The 18761-nt window shown below is 62.5% G+C and carries 18 protein-coding genes; 8 read left to right on the forward strand and 10 right to left on the reverse strand.

The annotated features are described in order from the left end of the window. Positions 1–8: 8 nt before the first annotated feature. Positions 9–1013, reverse strand: coding sequence for a 2-hydroxyacid dehydrogenase (locus ACTJKE_RS32170; protein ID WP_057247751.1), 1005 nt, complete (start codon positions 1011–1013; stop codon positions 9–11). A gap of 182 nt (positions 1014–1195) precedes the next feature. On the opposite strand from ACTJKE_RS32170, the gene ACTJKE_RS32175 reads away from it, so the two are divergent. Next, positions 1196–1747 (forward strand): SH3 domain-containing protein, encoded by a 552-nt coding sequence (locus ACTJKE_RS32175; protein ID WP_057247750.1) that lies wholly within the window; start codon positions 1196–1198, stop codon positions 1745–1747. A 38-nt stretch (positions 1748–1785) separates the two neighbouring features. Here ACTJKE_RS32175 and ACTJKE_RS32180 read toward each other — a convergent pair whose 3' ends face one another. After that, on the reverse strand, positions 1786–2778 hold the full coding sequence (locus ACTJKE_RS32180) for an adenosine kinase (protein WP_057247749.1): 993 nt from the start codon (positions 2776–2778) through the stop codon (positions 1786–1788). 87 nt (positions 2779–2865) lie between these two features. After that, positions 2866–3294, reverse strand: coding sequence for a VOC family protein (locus ACTJKE_RS32185; RefSeq protein ID WP_057247748.1), 429 nt, complete (start codon positions 3292–3294; stop codon positions 2866–2868). A 68-nt stretch (positions 3295–3362) separates the two neighbouring features. Between ACTJKE_RS32185 and ACTJKE_RS32190 the strand changes: the two genes are divergently transcribed. After that, the gene (locus tag ACTJKE_RS32190) at positions 3363–3956 is read left to right on the forward strand and encodes a TetR/AcrR family transcriptional regulator (protein ID WP_057247747.1); all 594 of its coding nucleotides are present in this window, start codon (positions 3363–3365) and stop codon (positions 3954–3956) included. 30 nt (positions 3957–3986) lie between these two features. Here ACTJKE_RS32190 and nth read toward each other — a convergent pair whose 3' ends face one another. Further along, the gene (nth, locus tag ACTJKE_RS32195; protein WP_058328341.1) at positions 3987–4757 is read right to left on the reverse strand and encodes an endonuclease III; all 771 of its coding nucleotides are present in this window, start codon (positions 4755–4757) and stop codon (positions 3987–3989) included. 22 nt (positions 4758–4779) lie between these two features. Here nth and ACTJKE_RS32200 point away from each other — a divergent pair, with 22 nt between their 5' ends. Continuing rightward, positions 4780–5277: a DUF2244 domain-containing protein gene (locus ACTJKE_RS32200; RefSeq protein ID WP_057247746.1), complete on the forward strand. Its 498-nt coding sequence runs from the start codon at positions 4780–4782 to the stop codon at positions 5275–5277. Positions 5278–5382: 105 nt separating this feature from the next. Further along, entirely contained in the window at positions 5383–6270 is an 888-nt protein-coding gene (locus tag ACTJKE_RS32205) for a methylated-DNA--[protein]-cysteine S-methyltransferase (protein ID WP_058324472.1), read from the forward strand. Positions 6271–6387: 117 nt separating this feature from the next. Here the strand turns inward: ACTJKE_RS32205 and ACTJKE_RS32210 are convergent, their stop codons facing one another. The 6 genes from ACTJKE_RS32210 to mepA form a co-directional block, all read right to left on the reverse strand. Further along, positions 6388–7023 (reverse strand): 2,3-bisphosphoglycerate-dependent phosphoglycerate mutase, encoded by a 636-nt coding sequence (locus tag ACTJKE_RS32210; protein ID WP_058328325.1) that lies wholly within the window; start codon positions 7021–7023, stop codon positions 6388–6390. A 34-nt stretch (positions 7024–7057) separates the two neighbouring features. Next, on the reverse strand, positions 7058–7876 hold the full coding sequence (dapB, locus tag ACTJKE_RS32215) for a 4-hydroxy-tetrahydrodipicolinate reductase (RefSeq protein ID WP_057247743.1): 819 nt from the start codon (positions 7874–7876) through the stop codon (positions 7058–7060). Between the two features lie 125 nt (positions 7877–8001). Continuing rightward, a complete protein-coding gene (locus ACTJKE_RS32220) occupies positions 8002–9819 on the reverse strand; it encodes an ABC transporter ATP-binding protein (RefSeq protein WP_440693495.1) in 1818 nt (605 codons plus the stop codon). 112 nt (positions 9820–9931) lie between these two features. Next, positions 9932–10951 (reverse strand): glucokinase, encoded by a 1020-nt coding sequence (locus tag ACTJKE_RS32225; RefSeq protein ID WP_058324620.1) that lies wholly within the window; start codon positions 10949–10951, stop codon positions 9932–9934. Between the two features lie 120 nt (positions 10952–11071). Continuing rightward, positions 11072–11455, reverse strand: coding sequence for a methylglyoxal synthase (locus ACTJKE_RS32230; protein ID WP_057247741.1), 384 nt, complete (start codon positions 11453–11455; stop codon positions 11072–11074). A gap of 103 nt (positions 11456–11558) precedes the next feature. Then, positions 11559–12614 (reverse strand): penicillin-insensitive murein endopeptidase, encoded by a 1056-nt coding sequence (gene mepA / locus ACTJKE_RS32235; RefSeq protein ID WP_440693498.1) that lies wholly within the window; start codon positions 12612–12614, stop codon positions 11559–11561. Positions 12615–12846: 232 nt separating this feature from the next. Here mepA and ACTJKE_RS32240 point away from each other — a divergent pair, with 232 nt between their 5' ends. The 4 genes from ACTJKE_RS32240 to ACTJKE_RS32255 all read left to right on the forward strand — a co-directional run bounded on the left by ACTJKE_RS32240 (position 12847) and on the right by ACTJKE_RS32255 (position 18751). Next, positions 12847–14706 (forward strand): extracellular solute-binding protein, encoded by a 1860-nt coding sequence (locus ACTJKE_RS32240; RefSeq protein WP_112994246.1) that lies wholly within the window; start codon positions 12847–12849, stop codon positions 14704–14706. Positions 14707–14883: 177 nt separating this feature from the next. Further along, complete coding sequence (locus tag ACTJKE_RS32245) at positions 14884–15969, forward strand: microcin C ABC transporter permease YejB (RefSeq protein ID WP_058328328.1); 1086 nt, start codon at positions 14884–14886, stop codon at positions 15967–15969. Next, entirely contained in the window at positions 15969–17114 is a 1146-nt protein-coding gene (locus tag ACTJKE_RS32250) for an ABC transporter permease (RefSeq protein ID WP_112994247.1), read from the forward strand. The genes ACTJKE_RS32245 and ACTJKE_RS32250 overlap by 1 nt, the downstream gene beginning before the upstream one ends. Positions 17115–17122: 8 nt before the next feature. Then, positions 17123–18751 carry an ABC transporter ATP-binding protein gene (locus ACTJKE_RS32255; protein WP_113132930.1) on the forward strand — a complete coding sequence of 543 codons (1629 nt, stop codon included), beginning with the start codon at positions 17123–17125 and terminating at the stop codon, positions 18749–18751. The last annotated feature ends 10 nt before the right edge of the window (positions 18752–18761 follow it).

The following is an 18761-nucleotide window of genomic DNA, read 5'->3' on the forward strand; positions in this document are numbered from 1 at the left end:
CTCCGCGATCAGTCGCGGCCCGGAAGCACGCGGTCCGGCGGGCGATGGCCGTCGAAGAAGGTGCGGATGTTGATCACCACCTTGTCGCCCATGTCGATGCGGCCCTCGAGCGTCGCCGAACTCATATGCGGCAGGAGCACGACCTTGCCTTCGCCCGCGAGCTTGATCAGCTTCGGATTGACCGCGGGCTCGTTCTCGAAAACGTCGAGGCCGGCACCGGCTATCTTGCCTTCGCGCAGGGACTTGATCAGCGCCGTCTCGTCGATGATGCCGCCGCGGGCTGTGTTGACGATATAGCTGTCGGGCCGCATCAGCGCCAGGCGCCGGGCCGAGAGCAGGTGATAGGTCGCCGGCGTCGACGGGCAGTTGACCGAGACGATATCGACGCGGGCAAGCATCTGGTCGAGGCTGTCCCAGTAGGTCGCCTCCAGCATCTCTTCGGTTTCGGCGTTCACCCGGTGACGGTTGTGATAGTGGATCGAAAGGCCGAAGGCCTTGGCGCGGCGTGCGACCGCGGTGCCGATCCGGCCCATGCCGACGATGCCGATGCGCTTTCCGGCAATGCGCCGGCCGAGCATCCAGGTCGGCGACCACCCGGCCCATTCGCCCTTGCGATCGGTCAGGATCTGCGCACCTTCGGCAAGCCGGCGCGGCACTGCGAGAATCAACGCCATCGCCATGTCGGCGGTGTCCTCCGTCAACACGTTCGGCGTGTTGGTGACGGTGATGCCTTTGCGCGCTGCGGCGTCGACGTCGATATTGTCGACCCCATTCGAGAAGCTGGCGATCAGCTTCAGCTGTGGGCCGGCCTGCTCGATCAGCGCCGCATCGATGCGATCGGTCACTGTCGGCACCAGCACGTCGGCGCGCTTCACCGCCGCGACGAGCTCGGGCTGGCTGCGCGGCGTGTCGTCGATGTTCAACTCCGCATCGAAAAGTTCGCGCATGCGCGTCTCGACGATATCAGGCAGTTTACGGGTGATGTAGACCGTGGGCTTCTTCTTGCTTGTCATTGCTGCGACGGGCCTTGTTGACGGGTCCTTAACCAAGTTGGGCGATACTTTCTCCCTGTAGCCGCAATTTCTACCAGACCCCACCGGGAAGACAAACAAAACTCGCGCGTTCGTCCCCGCGATTTCAGCCCGTGTGTTGGGCCCCAGGTGAACTGCGCCCGCAAAAGCTAGTGCCACGGAAAATGAGCTTCGTCATGCGTCATGTCATTTCCAGATTCTCGTTCTCGTTGATCGCCGCCTGCCTTGGCGCCGGGATCATGGCGTCGGCGGCTTACGCTCAAGCTGCCAAGGGCGCCAGCGGACTGCCGCTGCCGCGCTTCGTGAGCCTCAAGTCGAAGAGCGTCAATCTCCGGATCGGCCCGAGCGTCGATTACGCGGTCGCCTTCCGCTACATGAAGCCCGGCGTTCCCGTGGAGATCATCCAGGAATACGATAACTGGCGCCGTATCCGCGACGCCGACGGCACCGAAGGCTGGGTCAACCAGGCGCTGCTTTCCGGCGACCGTACAGCCGTCGCAGCGCCCTGGATGCGCGGCAAGGGCGAAGGCGTCTTCGTCAACATGCGCCGCGATCCGCAGGGTACATCCCCGATCGTCGCCCGCATGGAGCCGGGGGTCATCGTGCATGTCGGCGAATGCAATGGCGACTGGTGCCATGCCGAGACGCAGGGCGTCGAAGGCTGGATCGCCCAGAGCGAGATCTGGGGCGCCTATCCCGGCGAGGCCTTCAAGTAAGGCCACGCCTGCTTTTCACAAAATTCAATCAGGACGAATCAGGCGAGACCCGCCTGCTTGGCGGCCGTTTCCAGCGAGACCATCGGCCGCGGGCCGATCTGACCGATGACAATGCCGGCGGCGAGATTGCCGAGCCTGCTGCAGTCTTCGAGCGAGCGTCCGGTCGTGTAGCCGTGCAGGAAGCCCGCGGCATAGAGGTCGCCGGCACCGGTCGTATCGACGACCTGGGCGATCGGCGTTGCGCGGACCCGAACCCGCTCCTCTCCACGCACGACCACCGAGCCTTCTTCGCTGAGAGTCACGGCAGCGAGCTTGCAATCCTTCGAGAGTTTTTCCAGCGCCAGATCGAAGTCTTCGGTCTCGTAGAGGGCCAACGCTTCCTGCCTGTTGGCGAAGACGATATCGACCGTGCCTGATCGCATGAGTTCGAGGAACTCCTCGCGATAGCGGTGAACGCAGAAGCTGTCGGACAGCGTGATCGCGGTTTCGCGGCCGTTTTCGTGGGCGATCCGCGCGGTCTCGCGGATGGCGTCCTTGGCCCGCGGCGGATCCCAGAGATAGCCTTCGAAATAGGTGACCTTGGCCTCAGCGACGACGTCGGCCTCCACATCCTCGGGGCCAAGCTCGACGCAGGCGCCGAGATAAGTGTTCATCGAGCGCTCGCCATCCTCGGTGACGAAGATCATCGAGCGCGCGGTCGGCGGCACGTTTTCGAGCGGCTTCGTCTGGAAGTAAACGCCCTGGGCGCGGATGTCGTGCGCGAAGATCTCGCCGAGCTGGTCGCTCGCGGTCTTGCCGAAGTAGGCGGCGCGACCGCCAAGGCTGGCGACACCGGCTGCCGTATTGCCGGCGCTGCCGCCGGACGCTTCGACGGCCGGGCCCATGCGCGAGTACAACAACTCGGCTCGTTCGGCATCGATGAGGTTCATGGCGCCCTTTATGATGCCGTTTTCATTGAGAAAGGCATCGTCGCAGCGCGCGATGATATCAACGATGGCATTGCCGATCGTCAGCACGTCGTATTTTGTCATGAACCTCGTCCGGTCTCCGTGATGGCCGGTGTTCGTTAATACCGGTTTTCCGGCCATTTGGAAGACAAAAGACGTGGGGCCATCGCATCAGGCCGTCGGAAGCGCGCTTTCGTCGTAAGCTGCGGCGAATTCGGCGCTCGGCGGGATCGGCTTGATGACATCGATCAGCACGCCGTTCGGATCGGCGGTGATGAAATGACGCTGACCGAAGACCTCGTCTCGCAACGTCTTCAGGATCGGAAGCCCGGCGGCAACCGCTTGCGCGTAAATGCGATCCGGATCCTCGACCTCAAAATTCAGCAGAAGACCGCGGGTGGGCGTACGTGCTTCCTCCGGGATCGTCTCGTGGCGGTAGTCGAGCACCGCCAGCGTCACATGCTCGTCCTCGACCGACTGCAGATGCACATACCAATCGCTGGTGAAGAGCGCCTGGAAGCGGAAGTGCTCGATGTAAAAGGCGGCGGTGGCGGCAACATCTGATGTCATGATGACAGGATAGTAGCTCGTCGATTTCATGGCTTTCCCTCGCTCCGGCAATATCATACAATCTGTATGTATCTTTAATTAACATACAGGCTGCATGTATGCAACAGGAAGTCTCCCGTCGCTCCAATCGCGAGCGATCCGACACGACGCGCACCGCGATCCTCGATGCCGCGCGTGGCCTTTTCGTCACCCGGGGTTATGCCGATACCTCCACGCCCGATATTGTTGCCGCCGCCGGATTGACCCGCGGCGCGCTCTATCACCACTTCGAAGACAAGAAGGCATTGTTCCGTGCCGTGGCGGAGCGGGAGGCGGGCGCAGTGGCGATATCGATCGAGCAGGCAACGGCCAACGACCTCACGCCCCGCGACGCACTGAAAGTCGGTGCCCGCGCCTATTTCGACGCGATGCGCGAGCCGGGCCGAATCCGTCTGCTGCTGCTCGACGGGCCGGCGGTGCTCGGCAAGCAGGAAATGGCCGCGATCGACGCGGCCAATGCCCAGAGAACCCTGGAGGAGGGCATTGCCGAGGCGATGGCGCCGGCAGTGCCGGGCCCGGAAAGGCTGTCGGCCATGGCCTCGCTGCTTTCGGCCGCCTTCGATCGCGCGGCGCTCGACATCGCCGATGGTGCTTCGGCCGAGCTTTACGCGGAGACGATCGGCACGCTGATCGACCGGCTGGTGTCGGCCTGACGCCGACCGTCAAGACAACACCAGGGTGCCTCAGCCTGCGGCGGAGATGATCTGCGGCGGCAGTTCGACGAGCGGCGCCGGGATATCGCAGGTCTTTTCCGGCGACTTGCAGAGATCGGCGATGACGCAGCGCTCGCATTCGGGCTTGCGCGCCTTGCAACAGTAGCGCCCGTGCAGGATCAGCCAGTGATGCGCGTGGTAGAGGTATTCATCCGGGATGATCTTGATCAGCTTGTCTTCCACCTCGTCTGGGGTCTTGCCCGGTGCCAGACAGAGGCGGTTGGCGATGCGGAGGATGTGGGTGTCGACGGCGATCGTCGACTGGCCGAAGGCCATCGACAACACCACATTGGCGGTCTTGCGACCGACCCCCGGAAGGGTCACCAGTTCCTCCCGCGTGCGCGGCACTTCGCCACCGAAATCGCGGATCAGCTTTTCGCTGAGCGCGATGACGTTCTTCGCCTTGTTGCGGTAGAGACCGATGGTCTTGATGTAGTCCCGGACCTTCTCTTCCCCAAGCGCCAGCATCTTCTCCGGCGTATCGGCGATGGCGAAGAGCGCGCGCGTCGCCTTGTTGACGCCGGCATCGGTCGCTTGCGCCGAGAGCGCCACGGCAACGACGAGCGTGAACGGGTTGACGTGCTCCAACTCGCCCTTCGGCTCGGGGCGCTGGATCGAGAAGCGGCGGAAAATCTCCTTGAGCTCGTCCTGGCTGTAGAGGCTCTTCACCCGCGGCGTTGCGCGGCGGCTCGTCTTGGGTTTTGCGGCGCTGACGGGGAATTTCGGCTTCACGTTTTTCATGATGCATCTATAGTCAAAGGTCATGATCAATGGCAACGTCACCACCCCGCCCGAGGATGCGCCGGTCTTCACCGCCGAGCTTACGCCCTATCGTTCGCTCGGGCGAAAAGGCTTCAGGATCGTCTTCCTGATCGCCGGACTGCTCAGCCTGGTGCACGCTTTTGTCTTCCTCGTCATCGGCGCCTGGCCGATCGTGTTCTTCTTCGGGCTCGACTACCTGCTGCTGTTCGGCGCCTTCTGGCTGAATTACCGCTCGGCGCTCAGCCGCGAAGAGGTCAGCGTTTCCAGAACCGATGTTTCCGTGCGCAAGTTCACGCCGTCGGGCCAGATCACCGAACACCGCTTCAATCCGTTCTGGGCCCGCTTCAATGTCGCCCGCCATCAGGAAATCGGCATCATCTCGATGACGATCAGCGGTGGTGGCCGCCGGACCGACATCGGTTCGTTTCTCAATCGCGACGATCGCGAGACCTTCGCGCTCGCCCTCTCGGGTGCGCTTGCGACCGTTCGCCGCCGCTGACGCTCGCCGAACGACCAATGGGACGCAAATCCGCGCATTCGTTCAAGTTTCGGGTGGTTTCCTGGACCAGCAAGGGATTACCTGTGACATGACAGGAGAAGAGCCATGAACATTGCGACATCCGTACCCACAGACATCACGCCGAAAGGCACCGATTACGATACGGTCAGCCGCGTGATCGAAATGCTCACCGAGGATTATCGCGACCAGCCGTCGCTCGAAACGGTGGCGCACCGCCTGAAGCAGTCGCCGACGCAACTCCAGAAGGTCTTCACCCGCTGGGCCGGGCTTTCGCCGAAGGCCTTCCTCCAGGCGGTGACGCTCGACCATGCCAAGCGCCTGTTGCGCCAGGAAGACATGCCGCTGCTCGAAACCAGCATCGAGGTCGGCCTGTCAGGGCCGAGCCGCCTGCACGACCTGTTCGTCACCCACGAGGCGATGTCGCCCGGCGAATGGAAGGCGCGCGGCACCGGCCTGACGATCCGCTACGGTTACCATCCCTCGCCCTTCGGCACGGCGCTGGTGATGATCACAGACCGCGGCCTGGCAGGCCTCGCCTTTAACGATGGCGGCGGCGAACAGGCGAGCTTCGAGGACATGGCGCAACGCTGGCCGAACGCCAGCTATATCGAAGACAGTGCGGCCACCGCCTACTATGCGGCACGCATCTTCGATCCCTCGCGCTGGCGCCAGGAAGAGCCGCTGCATATCTTCCTGATCGGCTCCGATTTTCAGATCCGGGTCTGGCAGGCATTGTTGAAGATCCCGCTCGGCTGCGCCACCACCTATTCGAACATCGCCGGGACGATCGGCCAGCCGACGGCCTCGCGCGCCGTCGGTGCCGCGGTCGGGCGTAATCCGATCTCCTTCGTGGTTCCCTGCCATCGCGCACTCGGCAAGAGCGGCGATCTCACCGGCTACCACTGGGGCCTGACGCGCAAGCGCGCGATCCTCGGCTGGGAAGCCGGCAAGGCGGCGGACGGCACGATCTGATGCTTTCAAGTCACGCAGATCCGGACGGAAAGCCGCTTCGCACCTTTCCTGGAACTGCTTGGAAAAACAAAAAAGGGGCGCTCGGCGCCCCTTCTTCATTTCCATCTTTGTCAGCGCTCAGTGGGCGCCGGACATGTCGCCCAGCACTTCCTTGGAAGCGACCGTCGAGTCGGCCTTGAGCTTGTAGACCATTGGCACGCCGGTCGCGAGGTTGAGCTTCAGGATCTCTTCCTTGGTCAAATGATCGAGCACCATGACCAGCGAGCGCAGCGAGTTGCCGTGGGCGGCGACCAGAACCTTCTGGCCCGACAGCACGCGCGGCAGGATCTCGGTCAGGTAATAGGGCCAGACGCGGGCACCGGTGTCACGCAGGCTTTCGCCGCCCGGAGGCGGCACGTCGTAGGAGCGGCGCCAGATGTGCACCTGCTCTTCGCCCCACTTCTCGCGTGCGTCGTCCTTGTTAAGGCCGGAGAGGTCGCCGTAGTCGCGCTCGTTGAGCGCCTGGTCGCGGATCGTTTCGAGCGAGGACTGGCCGACGGCGTCGAGCACGAACTGGCAGGTGCGCTGGGCACGGACGAGGTCCGAGGTGAAGGCGATGTCGAACTTGATGCCATATTCGGCAAGCGCCTTGCCGCCGGCCCTGGCTTCCGCGACGCCGAGTTCCGTCAGGTCCGGATCACGCCAGCCGGTAAACAGGTTCTTCAGGTTCCAGTCGCTCTGGCCATGCCGGACGAGGACGAGAGTACCGCTCATGTCGAATTCCCCTTGAGACTTGAGAGTGGAAAGGTCAGTTGAGCCCGAGAACGTCGAGCATGGAATAGAAGCCGGGTTTCTGGCTGCGTGCCCAAAGCGCCGCCGTGACGGCGCCGCGCGCGAAGATCGAGCGATCCGTGGCACTGTGCGAGAGCGTCACCTGCTCGCCTTCGCCGGCGAGAATGACCGAGTGTTCGCCGACGACCGAGCCGCCGCGCAGCGTCGCAAAGCCGATCGTACCGGCCGGACGCGGGCCCGTATGACCGTCACGCACGCGCACCGAATTGTCGGCAAGGCTGATGCCGCGTCCCGTCGCCGCCGCTTCGCCGAGAAGCAATGCGGTGCCCGAGGGCGCATCGACCTTGTGCTTGTGGTGCATTTCGAGGATTTCGATATCCCAATTGGCGGGGCCGAGCGCACGCGCCGCCTTTTCCGTCAACACGCCGAGCAGGTTCACACCGAGGCTCATATTGCCCGACTTGACGATCCGGGCGTGACGCGCAGCAGCACGGATTTTCGCCTCGTCGTCGGCCGAGCAGCCGGTGGTCCCGATGACATGGACGATGCGGGCCTGGGCCGCAAGGCCGGCAAACTCGACGGTGCCCGCGGGTGCTGTGAAATCAAGCACGCCTTCCGCCTCGACGAACGCTTCGAGCGGCTGGTCGGTGACCGGCACGCCGATCGGCCCGAGACCGGCCACTTCGCCGGCGTCACGGCCGATGAAGGGAGAACCCGGGCGTTCGATGGCGGCATGCAGGCGCACGCCGTCCATCGCGTGGACCGTGCGTATCAGCGTCTGGCCCATACGGCCTGCAGCACCCACCACCACGAGCTTCATATCGGGTTCGCCCATCGGTGATTTCCTTCTCGTCCGCTGTTAGCGCGTTCCCAGTCAAAACGGCGTCGGGAAACGCTCTATCTCATTGTTCTTACGCATTTCCGGACGCAAAACCGCTACGCGCTTTTGCTGGAAATGTTCTAGATTTCGGCGCCGGCCGGCGCTTCGGGCGCCTTGGCCTCAGGCGACTGGCCCTGAAGATTGTGAAGCCGAGCGTAGAGACCGTCCGGTCGCCGTGCAAGCTCGGCATGCGTGCCCTCCTCGACGACGGAACCATCCTTCATGACGATGATCTTGTCGGCATTGACGACGGTCGAAAGGCGATGCGCGATGACGATCACCGTACGGCCGTTCATGGCGTAATCGAGCGCCTTCTGCACGGCGGCTTCCGATTCGGTATCGAGCGCCGAGGTGGCCTCGTCGAGCAGCAGGATCGGCGCATTGCGCACGAGTGCACGGGCGATGGACAGCCGCTGGCGCTGGCCGCCGGAAAGCGTCATGCCGTTTTCGCCGACCGGGGTATCATATCCCTGCGGCTGCGCCAGAATGAAATCATGCGCATAGGCAAGCCGCGCGGCTTCCTCGATCTCCGCGTCGGTCGCATCGATGCGCCCATAGCGGATGTTGTCGCGGATCGACCCTTCGAAGAGATAGGGTTGCTGCGACACATAGGCGATGCTCTTGCGCAGCGACTGCTTGGTGACGTCGGCAATATCCTGCCCATCGATCAGGATCTGGCCGGAAGCCGGATCGTAGAAGCGCGGGATAAGGCTGATGACCGTCGACTTGCCGGCACCGGAGGGGCCGACGAGCGCCGTCGTCTTGCCGCCTTCTGCAACGAAGCTGACGCCTTTCAGAACCTCGTCGCCGTTAGCGTACTGGAAGCGGACGTCGCGCAGCTCGACTGCGGCGTTCGTGAAGGCCAGTTCCTTGGCGTCCGCCTTGTCGCGCTGATGCGGCACGGTGTCGAGGATTTCGTAGACCATGCGGGCATTGACGGCAGCACGCTCCATCGAGACCTGCAGCCGCGCCAGTCGGCGGGCCGGATCGTAAGCCATCAGGAGAGCCACCACGAAGGCGAAGAAGGCGCCGGGCGGCACGTCCGCATAGATCGCGCGGAAGGCGGAATAGGCAAGCACAGCAGAAATCGCGAGGCCGGCGAAGGTTTCGGTCATCGGCGCCGTGCGCTCGCTCAACCGCGCAATGCGGTTCGCCCGGTTCTCGGCCCGATCGATGATCGCATCGACCTTGCCGCGCAGTTCGCCTTCCATGGTGAAGGCCTTGACGATGGTGATGCCCTGGATCGTTTCCTGCATCGCGCCGAGAACGCGGCTATTGACCTCGATCGATTCGCGCGTCGCCGAACGCAGGCGCCTGGAAACGTAGCGCAGGCCGAGCAGCAACGGCGGCGCCGCGACGAAGACGATGATCGACAGCAACCAGTCCTTGGCGAACATGACGCCGACCAGACCAATCAGGGTCAAGAGATCGCGGGCGATCGACGTGACCGTCAGGTTGAGCACGTCGCGGATGCCGCTGACATTCTGGCTGATCTGGGCTGCAAGCTGTGCCGATCGCGTCTCGTTGAAATAGCCGACGCTCAGCGCCATCAGATGGGCGTAGAGCCGGCGCTGGTAACGCGCGACGATGTTGTTGCCGATCTTCGACAGGGCAACGGCCTGGCCGTAGGTGGCGAAGCCACGCAGAATGAAGGCTGCGAGGATCGCGCCGCAGACGAGCAGGACGATATCTGCCCGCTTGTTGGCGAAAGCCTCGTTGATCACGGTCTCCATGATCGAGGCCGTGAAACCGGTTGTGGCAGCGACGACGGCCAGACAGGCAATGGCAAAAGCATAGCCGCGAATGTGGTCGCGACCGTTTTCCGCAATGACCCGTTTCAGAATTCCGCTGATCGTATCGGAATCGACCGCGTACTGTTTTCTATTGCTGGCGCTCAAAAAGCCCGTCTTCCCTGGACCCAATGTGGCGAGCCGGTTTCCGGCCCGACCTTTCCCGGGGCTCTATAGTAGTTTGGTATCGCTTTGGCGAGTCTTTGCGCGCGCCGACTGCTCAGCTTCTCCAGCGGCGTCCCTCCGTTGCAACACCGAAATCCCTCGGCGTGCGGGCAAAAGCGGCCAAGCCGGAGAGCGCCGCCATTGGATGAATGACGGCAAAGGTCGGGATCGTCTTCATCAGCGCCGAGTGCGGCGCCTTGTCTTCGAAGGCGGCACGGAACGGCGATTTCATGAGCGCCGGCAGGATCTTCTGCGAGATGCCACCCGCCAGGAACACGCCGCCGCGAGCCATGAAAATTAGCGCCATGTCACCGGCAACGCGGCCGAGATAGGTGCAGAACAGCGAGATCGTCTCGATCGCCGCCCTGTCGCTCTCGGCCAGAGCGTGCGTCGTCACTTCCGCCGGATCGATGAGCACCGGGTCCACGCCATCGGCGGCACAGACGGCGCGATAGAGATTCATGATGCCGCGCCCGCAGAGGATCTGCTCGCCGGCCATGCGTCCCTCGATCGGTTCGAGGAAGGGCCAGATCTGAAAGTCGCGTTCGCTACGCGGGCCGATGTCGACATGGCCACCCTCGCCCGGTACCGGGATCCAGGTGTGCTGGGCAAAGACCAGTCCGCCGACGCCGAGACCCGTGCCCGGGCCGAGGACCACACGCGACGTCAGGGGACGAACGCTACCGCCGCCGATCTGCACGAGATCCTCGTCCGCCGGAGCAGCCACGGCGAGCGCCTGTGCCTCGAAATCGTTGATGATCAGCACGTCCTCGAGGCCAAGGCTCGAGAGCATGTCTTTCGGCCTGATCACCCAGCCGGCATTGGTGAGCGGAATTTCATCGCCCCGGATCGGACCGGCCACCGCCAGAATCGCCGAACGCGGCTGCACCGAGGTCTTGTCGAGGATGCTCTTCTGCATCGCCTCCTCGATCGTTTCGAAATCGCCGGTCTTGATCGGCGGCAACTGCTTCGGCTCGGCAAAAGCATCGAGGAGCAGGGCAAAGCGGGCATTGGTGCCACCGATATCACCGATCAGGATCGGAAAGGGGAAGGCGTTTTCACTGGTGCCGGGCATCGCAAGATCCATCCTGATGGTCGTGGCAGGTATATCGCTGTCTATCAGCTAGAGCGGGATAAGGGAAAGTGTGTCCGGTTTTCCGCCCGCAGCCGCCTAACTCATGAGAAGCGATCACGTTTATGATTTTGGGTTGAAGTCGATCAACCGTTCGGCTGTCGCCTGGTTGAGGGCCATCGGAATGTCGTAGACGATCGCGAGACGCATCAGCGCCTTGACGTCCACGTCATGCGGCATTGCCGTCAGAGGATCGACGAAGAAGATCAGAAGCTGCACCTCGCCGGTGGCGATCATCGCGCCGATCTGCTGGTCGCCGCCGAGCGGACCGCTTTTCAGGCGCGTGATATCGAGCCCCGGACAGACATCGAGGACACGGCCGCCTGTCGTGCCTGTCGCAACGATGCGCCATTGGGACAAAACCGCTTCATGCACCTTGGCGAAAGCCGCAAGATCGTCCTTCTTCTGATCGTGAGCGATCAGGGCAATGCATTTCCGATCCGCCATGTCGGGCCTCGCATCAATCTTTAAATCGATTTGATCGCCCTATACATGAACGCCGCGGCAATGGGAAGGTTGAAGCCCGCCCACCCCGCTCACGCGTTCATGATCATTGCAAGGCCGGACGGGCCAGCGGCACTGGAATATCGGTCGGCGGAACGTCTCCGGCGGCAGCGCCGATCACCTGCTCGATACCTTCAGTCGCCGGGGCAGGTGCCGCCGCCCGATAGGCCGTGCCAAACGTGGCGGCCTCTTCCGAGGCGGGCGCGGGACCGTTCAGCACCAGCGCGCAAGCTTTCGGCAGGTCGGCCATGGTCGTGAGCCTTGGCTTCACCGGCTTTTCGCCCGGCTTCTTCTTCGGCTTTGCCCAGGGCTCGTCGGTAAACCACCAGGCCAGCGACTTGTCGCAGCCATCGCCGGCCGGCACCGCCGCCTGGTCCTTGCAGCTCGCTGCACCCGCGGGGCATTTGATGCGGATGTGGAAATGATAGTCATGACCGTAGATCGGCCGGACCTTGCCAAGCGCCGATCGGTCCCCGGTCCAGGTGTCGCAGAGCTTCTTCTTGATCGCCGGATTGACGAAGACGCGCTGCACCTGCGGGTAGCTGGCGGCCAGCATGATCAGCTGCGCGTGTTTTGGCGTCCAAATGGAGCGATCAACCGTCAGGAACTTGTTCTTCTGCAGCATCGAGGTCGCGGAGATATCTTCGCGCTCGCGGTAGCTGAGCGTGCGCTGCGGCATCGGCGTCAGCCAGATATCGGCGTCGAGACCGATCTGATGGGACGCGTGGCCCGACAGCATCGGGCCGCCGCGCGGCTGCGAGATGTCACCGAGCAAAAGGCCCGGCCAGCCGACCTTTTCGGCGGCATCGTGCGAAAACTGCTCGATCAGCGCGATCATCTGCGGGTGACCCCAACGTCGGTTGCGCGACAGCCGCATCGCCTGCCAGGTGGGCCCGTCGGTCGGGATCGCGACACCGCCGGCAAGGCAGCCCTTCGCGTAGAAACCATAGGGGTTCGCGGCCATTTCGGCCGGCAGGGCCTTGGCACCGAACAGCGCCTTTGCCGGCACATCCTCGGCCGCCGCGTTGTCGGCAATCAGAAGGCTTGTTCCCAGCAGCAACGCAAGAAACGCCGAGCCGCAACGTCGAAGTGGAGCAATCATTGAATTTCGTCCCATTTGTCTCGCGGACAGAAGCGCCAGCACGCGGCATTCCCTGGCCGACGAACCCCGATCCTAAGGCCCCGTGTTTGCCTCAGCCTTACGCGTCACGCGCTTGTGAATCACCGGGATGTGACTCAAAAATTTTGCCTGATTTGCGGCGGTGCCTGTCAATTGCCCGGATTTCGCCTATGCTCTCGCAAAAGAAGATTGAAATATAAGGGGTACCGGCTGGATGCCAAACTTCTGCAGGACCGTGAAACCTGGCCTCGCTGCCTCGCTTCTGACAGCAGCGTTTCTTCTCTTTCCTCCTGCATCGAACGCCGAAGATCAGCCCGTCTGGCGTCATGGCACGTCGTCAATCGGTGAACTGAAATACAAGCCTGACTTTGCCCGCTTCGACTATGTCAATGCGGATGCGCCCAAAGGCGGCGAATTGAACCTCTCCGAAAGCGGCACCTTCGACACGTTCAATCCGATCCTTTCCAAGGGCGAGGCGGCGAGCGGTGTTACCTCCCTCGTCTTCGACACCCTGCTGAAATCCGCTGAGGATGAGATCACCACGGCCTACGGTCTGCTAGCCGAGGGCGTCTCCTATCCCGATGATATTTCCTCCGCCACTTTTCGTCTTCGCGCCGAGGCGAAGTGGGCGGACGGCAAGCCAGTGACGCCTGAGGATGTCGTCTTCTCGTTTGAAAAGGTGAAGGAGCACAATCCGCTCCTGTCCAACTACTACCGCCACGTCGTTTCGGCGGAAAAGACGGGCGAGCGCGACGTTACTTTCCGCTTCGACGAGAAGAACAACCACGAACTGCCAAACATTCTCGGCCAGTTCCCGATCCTGCCGAAGCATTGGTGGGAAGGACAGGACGAGAAAGGCAACAAACGCGACATCAGCCGCACGACGCTTGAACCGGTCATGGGCTCCGGCCCCTACAAGATCGCTTCGTTCCAGGCCGGCGGCTCCATCCGCTTCGAACGCAGGGACGACTATTGGGGCAAAAACCTCAACGTGAATGTCGGTCAGTATAATTTCGGTACGATCACCTACGCCTTCTTCAGCGACCGGAACGTACAATTCGAGGCGTTCCGCGCCGGCAATGTCGATTTCTACCAGGACAACAGCGCCAGCCATTGGGCGACGGCCTATGATTTTCCGGCCATGAAGGATGGCCGCGTGATCCGCGAGGAAATCGAGAACCCCTTGCGCGCGGCCGGGATCATGCAGGCCTTTGTGCCGAACATGCGCCGAGAAAAATTCCGGGACCAGCGCGTGCGCGAGGCGCTAAACTACGCCTTCGACTTCGAGGATCTCAACCGCAATCTCGCCTACAATGCCTTCCAGCGTGTCGACAGTTACTTCTGGGGCACCGAGCTTGCCTCATCCGCTTTGCCTGAAGGCCGGGAAAAGGCCATCCTGGAGGAGCTGAAGGACAAGGTTCCGGCCGAGGTCTTCACCACGCCCTACACCAACCCCATCAATGGCGACCCGCAAAAGGTGCGCGACAACCTGCGCAAGGCGCTCGCGCTGTTCAAGGAGGCCGGTTACGAACTGAAGGGCAACCGCCTCGTCAACGTGAAGACTGGCGAACCCTTCAGCTTCGAACTGCTTCTGTCCAACCCGTCTTTCGAGCGCACGGTCACCCCGTTCATCAACAGTGTGAAGAAGATCGGTATCGATGCCCGCATCCGCACCGTCGATGACTCCCAGTACACCAATCGCGTCAGAAGCTTCGACTATGACATGATCTACGGCATCTGGGCGCAGACACTGGTGCCCGGCAACGAGCAACTCGACTATTGGGGCTCATCCTCGGTCAACCAGCAGGGGTCGAGAAACTATGCCGGGATCGCCGATCCGGCGATCGACGAGCTCATTCGCAGAGTGATCTTCGCGCCGAACCGCGATGAACTGGTCGCGACCACGCGGGCGCTCGACCGCGTCCTTCTCGCCCACCACTACGTCGTGCCGCTCTTCTATTCGAAGTCGGTGCGCGTCGCCTATTGGAACCACCTCGCCCACACGAAGGAACTTCCCTATTACGGCACAGGCTTCCCGGATGCCTGGTGGTCGAAAAACGCCACCCCCAAATGAAGTCCTTGCACTCGGATGGCGTCTCGATTCCAAATGCAAAAAAACGAATCACTGAAACAAGCCCCGATCCGGGCCTGACAGCCGCAAGGAGACACAGGGATTGAAACACCATAGACGGCATGCCGACGCTTCGCCGGTCCGGGCCATCGCCCACACGTCGATCGAAAGGCTCGCCTGATGGGTGCCTATATCCTGCGCCGCCTGCTTCTGATGATACCAACGATCTTCGGGATCATGGCGATCTCCTTCGCCATCGTACAGTTCGCACCGGGCGGCCCGGTCGAGCAGGTGATTTCGGATCTCACCAATGCTGGCGGCGGCTCGGACCGCTTGAGCGGCAGCAGCGGCGACCTGATGCCGTCGGGGGGGGATGAAGGCGGCCGCTATCGCGGCGCGCAAGGGCTAGATCCGGAATTCATCGCCAAGCTCGAGAAGCAATTCGGCTTCGACAAGCCGCCGCTTGAGCGCTTCGCGACGATGATGTGGAATTACATCCGCTTCGATTTCGGCGAGAGCTTCTTCCGCAACACCTCGGTCATCGATCTCATCAAGGAGAAGATGCCGGTCTCGATCTCGCTCGGCCTCTGGATTCTGCTGTTTTCCTACGCAATCTCCATCCCGCTGGGCATCAAGAAGGCGGTTTCCGACGGCTCGGCCTTCGACGTCTGGACCTCCGGCATCATCGTCATCGGCTATGCCGTGCCGAGCTTCCTGTTCGGCATCCTCTTGATCGTCATCTTCGCCGGCGGGTCGTTCTTCGACTGGTTCCCGCTCCGCGGCATTGTCTCCGACAATTTCTGGCAACTGCCCTGGTGGCAGAAGCCACTCGACTACATCTGGCACATGACGCTGCCGCTGATCACGCTGCTGCTTTCGGCATTTGCGACCACCACGCTGCTCACCAAGAATTCCTTCATCGACGAGATCAAGAAGCAATATGTGACGACGGCGCGGGCGAAGGGTCTCAACGATCGCCAGGTGCTCTACGGCCACGTGTTCCGTAACGCCATGCTGATCATCATCGCCGGCTTCCCGGGCGCCTTCATCTCGGCCTTCTTCACCGGGTCGCTGCTGATCGAGTACATCTTTTCGCTCGATGGCCTCGGTCGCCTCGGTTATGATTCGGTCGTCAAGCGTGACTACCCGATCGTCTTTGCAACGCTCTTCATCTTCTCGCTGATGGGTCTGCTCGTCAGCCTGCTGTCGGACCTCATCTACACCTGGGTCGATCCGCGCATCGACTTCGAGCGGAGGGACGTCTGATGGTGGACGTGACGACCTCTCCGACAAGCCGCGTGGAGGTGCCCCCGCGCGGCTGGCTGTCTCCGGTCAACCAGCGGCGCTGGCAGAATTTTAGGGCGAACCGACGCGGCTACTGGTCGCTCTGGATCTTCCTTGCGCTCTTTGGGCTGAGCCTTGTTGGCGAGTTCATCGCCAATGACAGGCCGATCGTCGCCTCCTACAAGGGCGAGCTTCTCTTCCCTGTTGTCATCGACTACCCGGAGGAAAAGTTCGGCGGCTTCCTTGCCGAGACCGACTACCGCTCCGACTTCATCCGCGACGAAATCGAGGCCAATGGCTGGATGGTCTGGCCGCCGGTCCGCTACTCCTATCAGACCGTCAATTCCAACATCCCACATTCGGCGCCCACCAAACCCTTCTGGCTGATGGACAAGGAGGAGCGCTGCTCCGCCTATCCGGAGGGGCGGAATGACCGCAACTGCATCGTCGGCAATCTCAACTGGCTTGGCACCGACGATCAGGCCCGCGACGTGTTTGCGCGCATGATCTACGGCTTCCGTCTCTCGGTGCTGTTCGGCCTGACGCTGACCATTGCCTCGGCGGTGATCGGCGTGACCGCCGGTGCTGTCCAGGGCTATTTCGGCGGCTGGACCGATCTCCTGATGCAGCGCTTCATCGAGATCTGGTCGTCAATGCCGGTGCTTTACATCCTGTTGATCATTGCCGCGATTCTGCCGCCCGGCTTCTTCATCCTGCTCGGCATCATGCTCTTGTTTTCCTGGGTCGGCTTCGTCGGCGTCGTGCGCGCCGAGTTCTTGAGGGCGCGCAATTTCGAGTATGTGAATGCGGCGCGCGCGCTCGGCGTCGGCAACGGCACGATCATGTACCGCCACCTGCTGCCGAACGCGATGGTCGCAACGCTGACCTTCCTGCCCTTCATCCTCTCCGGCTCGATCACGACGCTGACATCGCTCGACTTCCTCGGTTTCGGCATGCCACCGGGCTCGCCTTCGCTCGGCGAGATGATCGCGCAGGGCAAATCCAACCTGCAGGCACCCTGGCTCGGGCTGACGGCCTTCTGCGTCATGTCGCTGATGCTATCGCTGCTGATCTTCGTCGGTGAAGCAACGCGCGATGCCTTCGACCCGAGAAAGACATTCCGGTGAGCGCGACGATGACAGATCCCATCCTCTCCGTCCGCGACCTCTCGGTCGCCTTTCACCAGGGCGGCAACACCTCGATCGCCGTCGACCACATCTCCTTCGAGATCAAGCGCGGGGAAACCGTGGCGCTTGTCGGCGAATCCGGTTCGGGCAAGTCGGTTTCGGCCAATTCGATCCTGAAGCTGCTGCCCTATCCGTCCGCGAGCCACCCGAGCGGCGAGATCGTCTTCAACGGCAAGGACCTGTTGAAGGCCGGCGATGCGGAGCTGCGCAACGTGCGCGGCAACGACATCACCATGATCTTCCAGGAGCCGATGACCTCGCTCAACCCGCTGCATTCGATCGAGCGGCAGATCGGCGAGATCCTCGAACTGCACCAGCGGCTCGAAGGAGCCGCTGCGCGCACCCGCATTCTCGAGCTTCTCAATCAGGTCGGTATCCGCGAGCCGGAGAAGCGCCTCAGCGCCTATCCGCACGAGCTCTCCGGTGGCCAGCGCCAGCGCGTCATGATCGCCATGGCGCTTGCCAACCGGCCCGAGCTCTTGATCGCCGACGAGCCGACAACGGCGCTCGACGTCACGGTGCAGGCGCAGATCCTCGAGCTTCTGAAGACGCTCAAGGACGAGCACGGCATGTCGATGCTGTTCATCACCCACGACCTCGGCATCGTGCGCAAGATCGCCGACCGGGTCTGCGTGATGACCAAGGGCAAGATCGTCGAGACCGGCCCGACCGCCGAGATCTTCGCCAATCCGCAGCACGCCTATACCCGCCATCTGCTCGCCTCCGAACCGAAGGGCAACCCGCCGCCGTCAGACGCGTCGAAGCCGCTCGTGTTGGAAGCCTCCGACATGAGGGTCTGGTTCCCGATCAAGGCCGGCTTTCTGCGCAAGGTGGTCGACCACGTTAAGGCGGTCGACGGCATCGACCTGAAGCTGCGCGCCGGCCAGACGCTCGGGGTCGTCGGCGAATCCGGTTCCGGCAAGACGACGCTCGGCCTGGCGCTGACGCGGCTGATCTCGTCGAAGGGCCGCATCGCCTTTATCGGCAAGGACATCGACCGCTACAGCTTCAACGAAATGCGGCCACTTCGAAACCGGATGCAGATCGTCTTTCAGGACCCCTATGGCTCGCTCAGCCCGCGCATGTCGGTGGCCGATATCATCGCCGAAGGCCTGAAGATCCATGAACGTTCGCTTTCGGAAAACGAGCGCGATGCCCGCGTCGCCGCCGCTCTCGAAGAAGTCGGCCTCGATCCTTCGACCCGCTGGCGCTACCCGCACGAATTTTCCGGCGGCCAGCGCCAGCGCATCGCCATTGCGCGTGCCATGGTGCTGAAGCCGCAATTCGTCATGCTCGACGAACCAACCTCGGCGCTCGACATGAGCGTGCAGGCGCAGGTGGTCGATCTCTTGCGCGACCTGCAGAGCAAACACGATCTCGCCTATCTGTTCATCAGCCATGACCTGAAGGTCGTGCGGGCGCTTGCCAACGAGATGATCGTGATGCGCCTGGGCAAGGTGGTGGAACAGGGGCCGGCCGAGCGCATCTTCAATGCGCCGAGCGAAGATTACACGAAGGCGCTGATGGCAGCGGCCTTCAACCTCGAAGCCGTCAATCTCACCGCGATCCGCCAGTAGAGTGCCCGCA

It is taken from the genome of Ensifer sp. 22521, from assembly GCF_052044795.1.
Lineage (GTDB): Bacteria > Pseudomonadota > Alphaproteobacteria > Rhizobiales > Rhizobiaceae > Ensifer.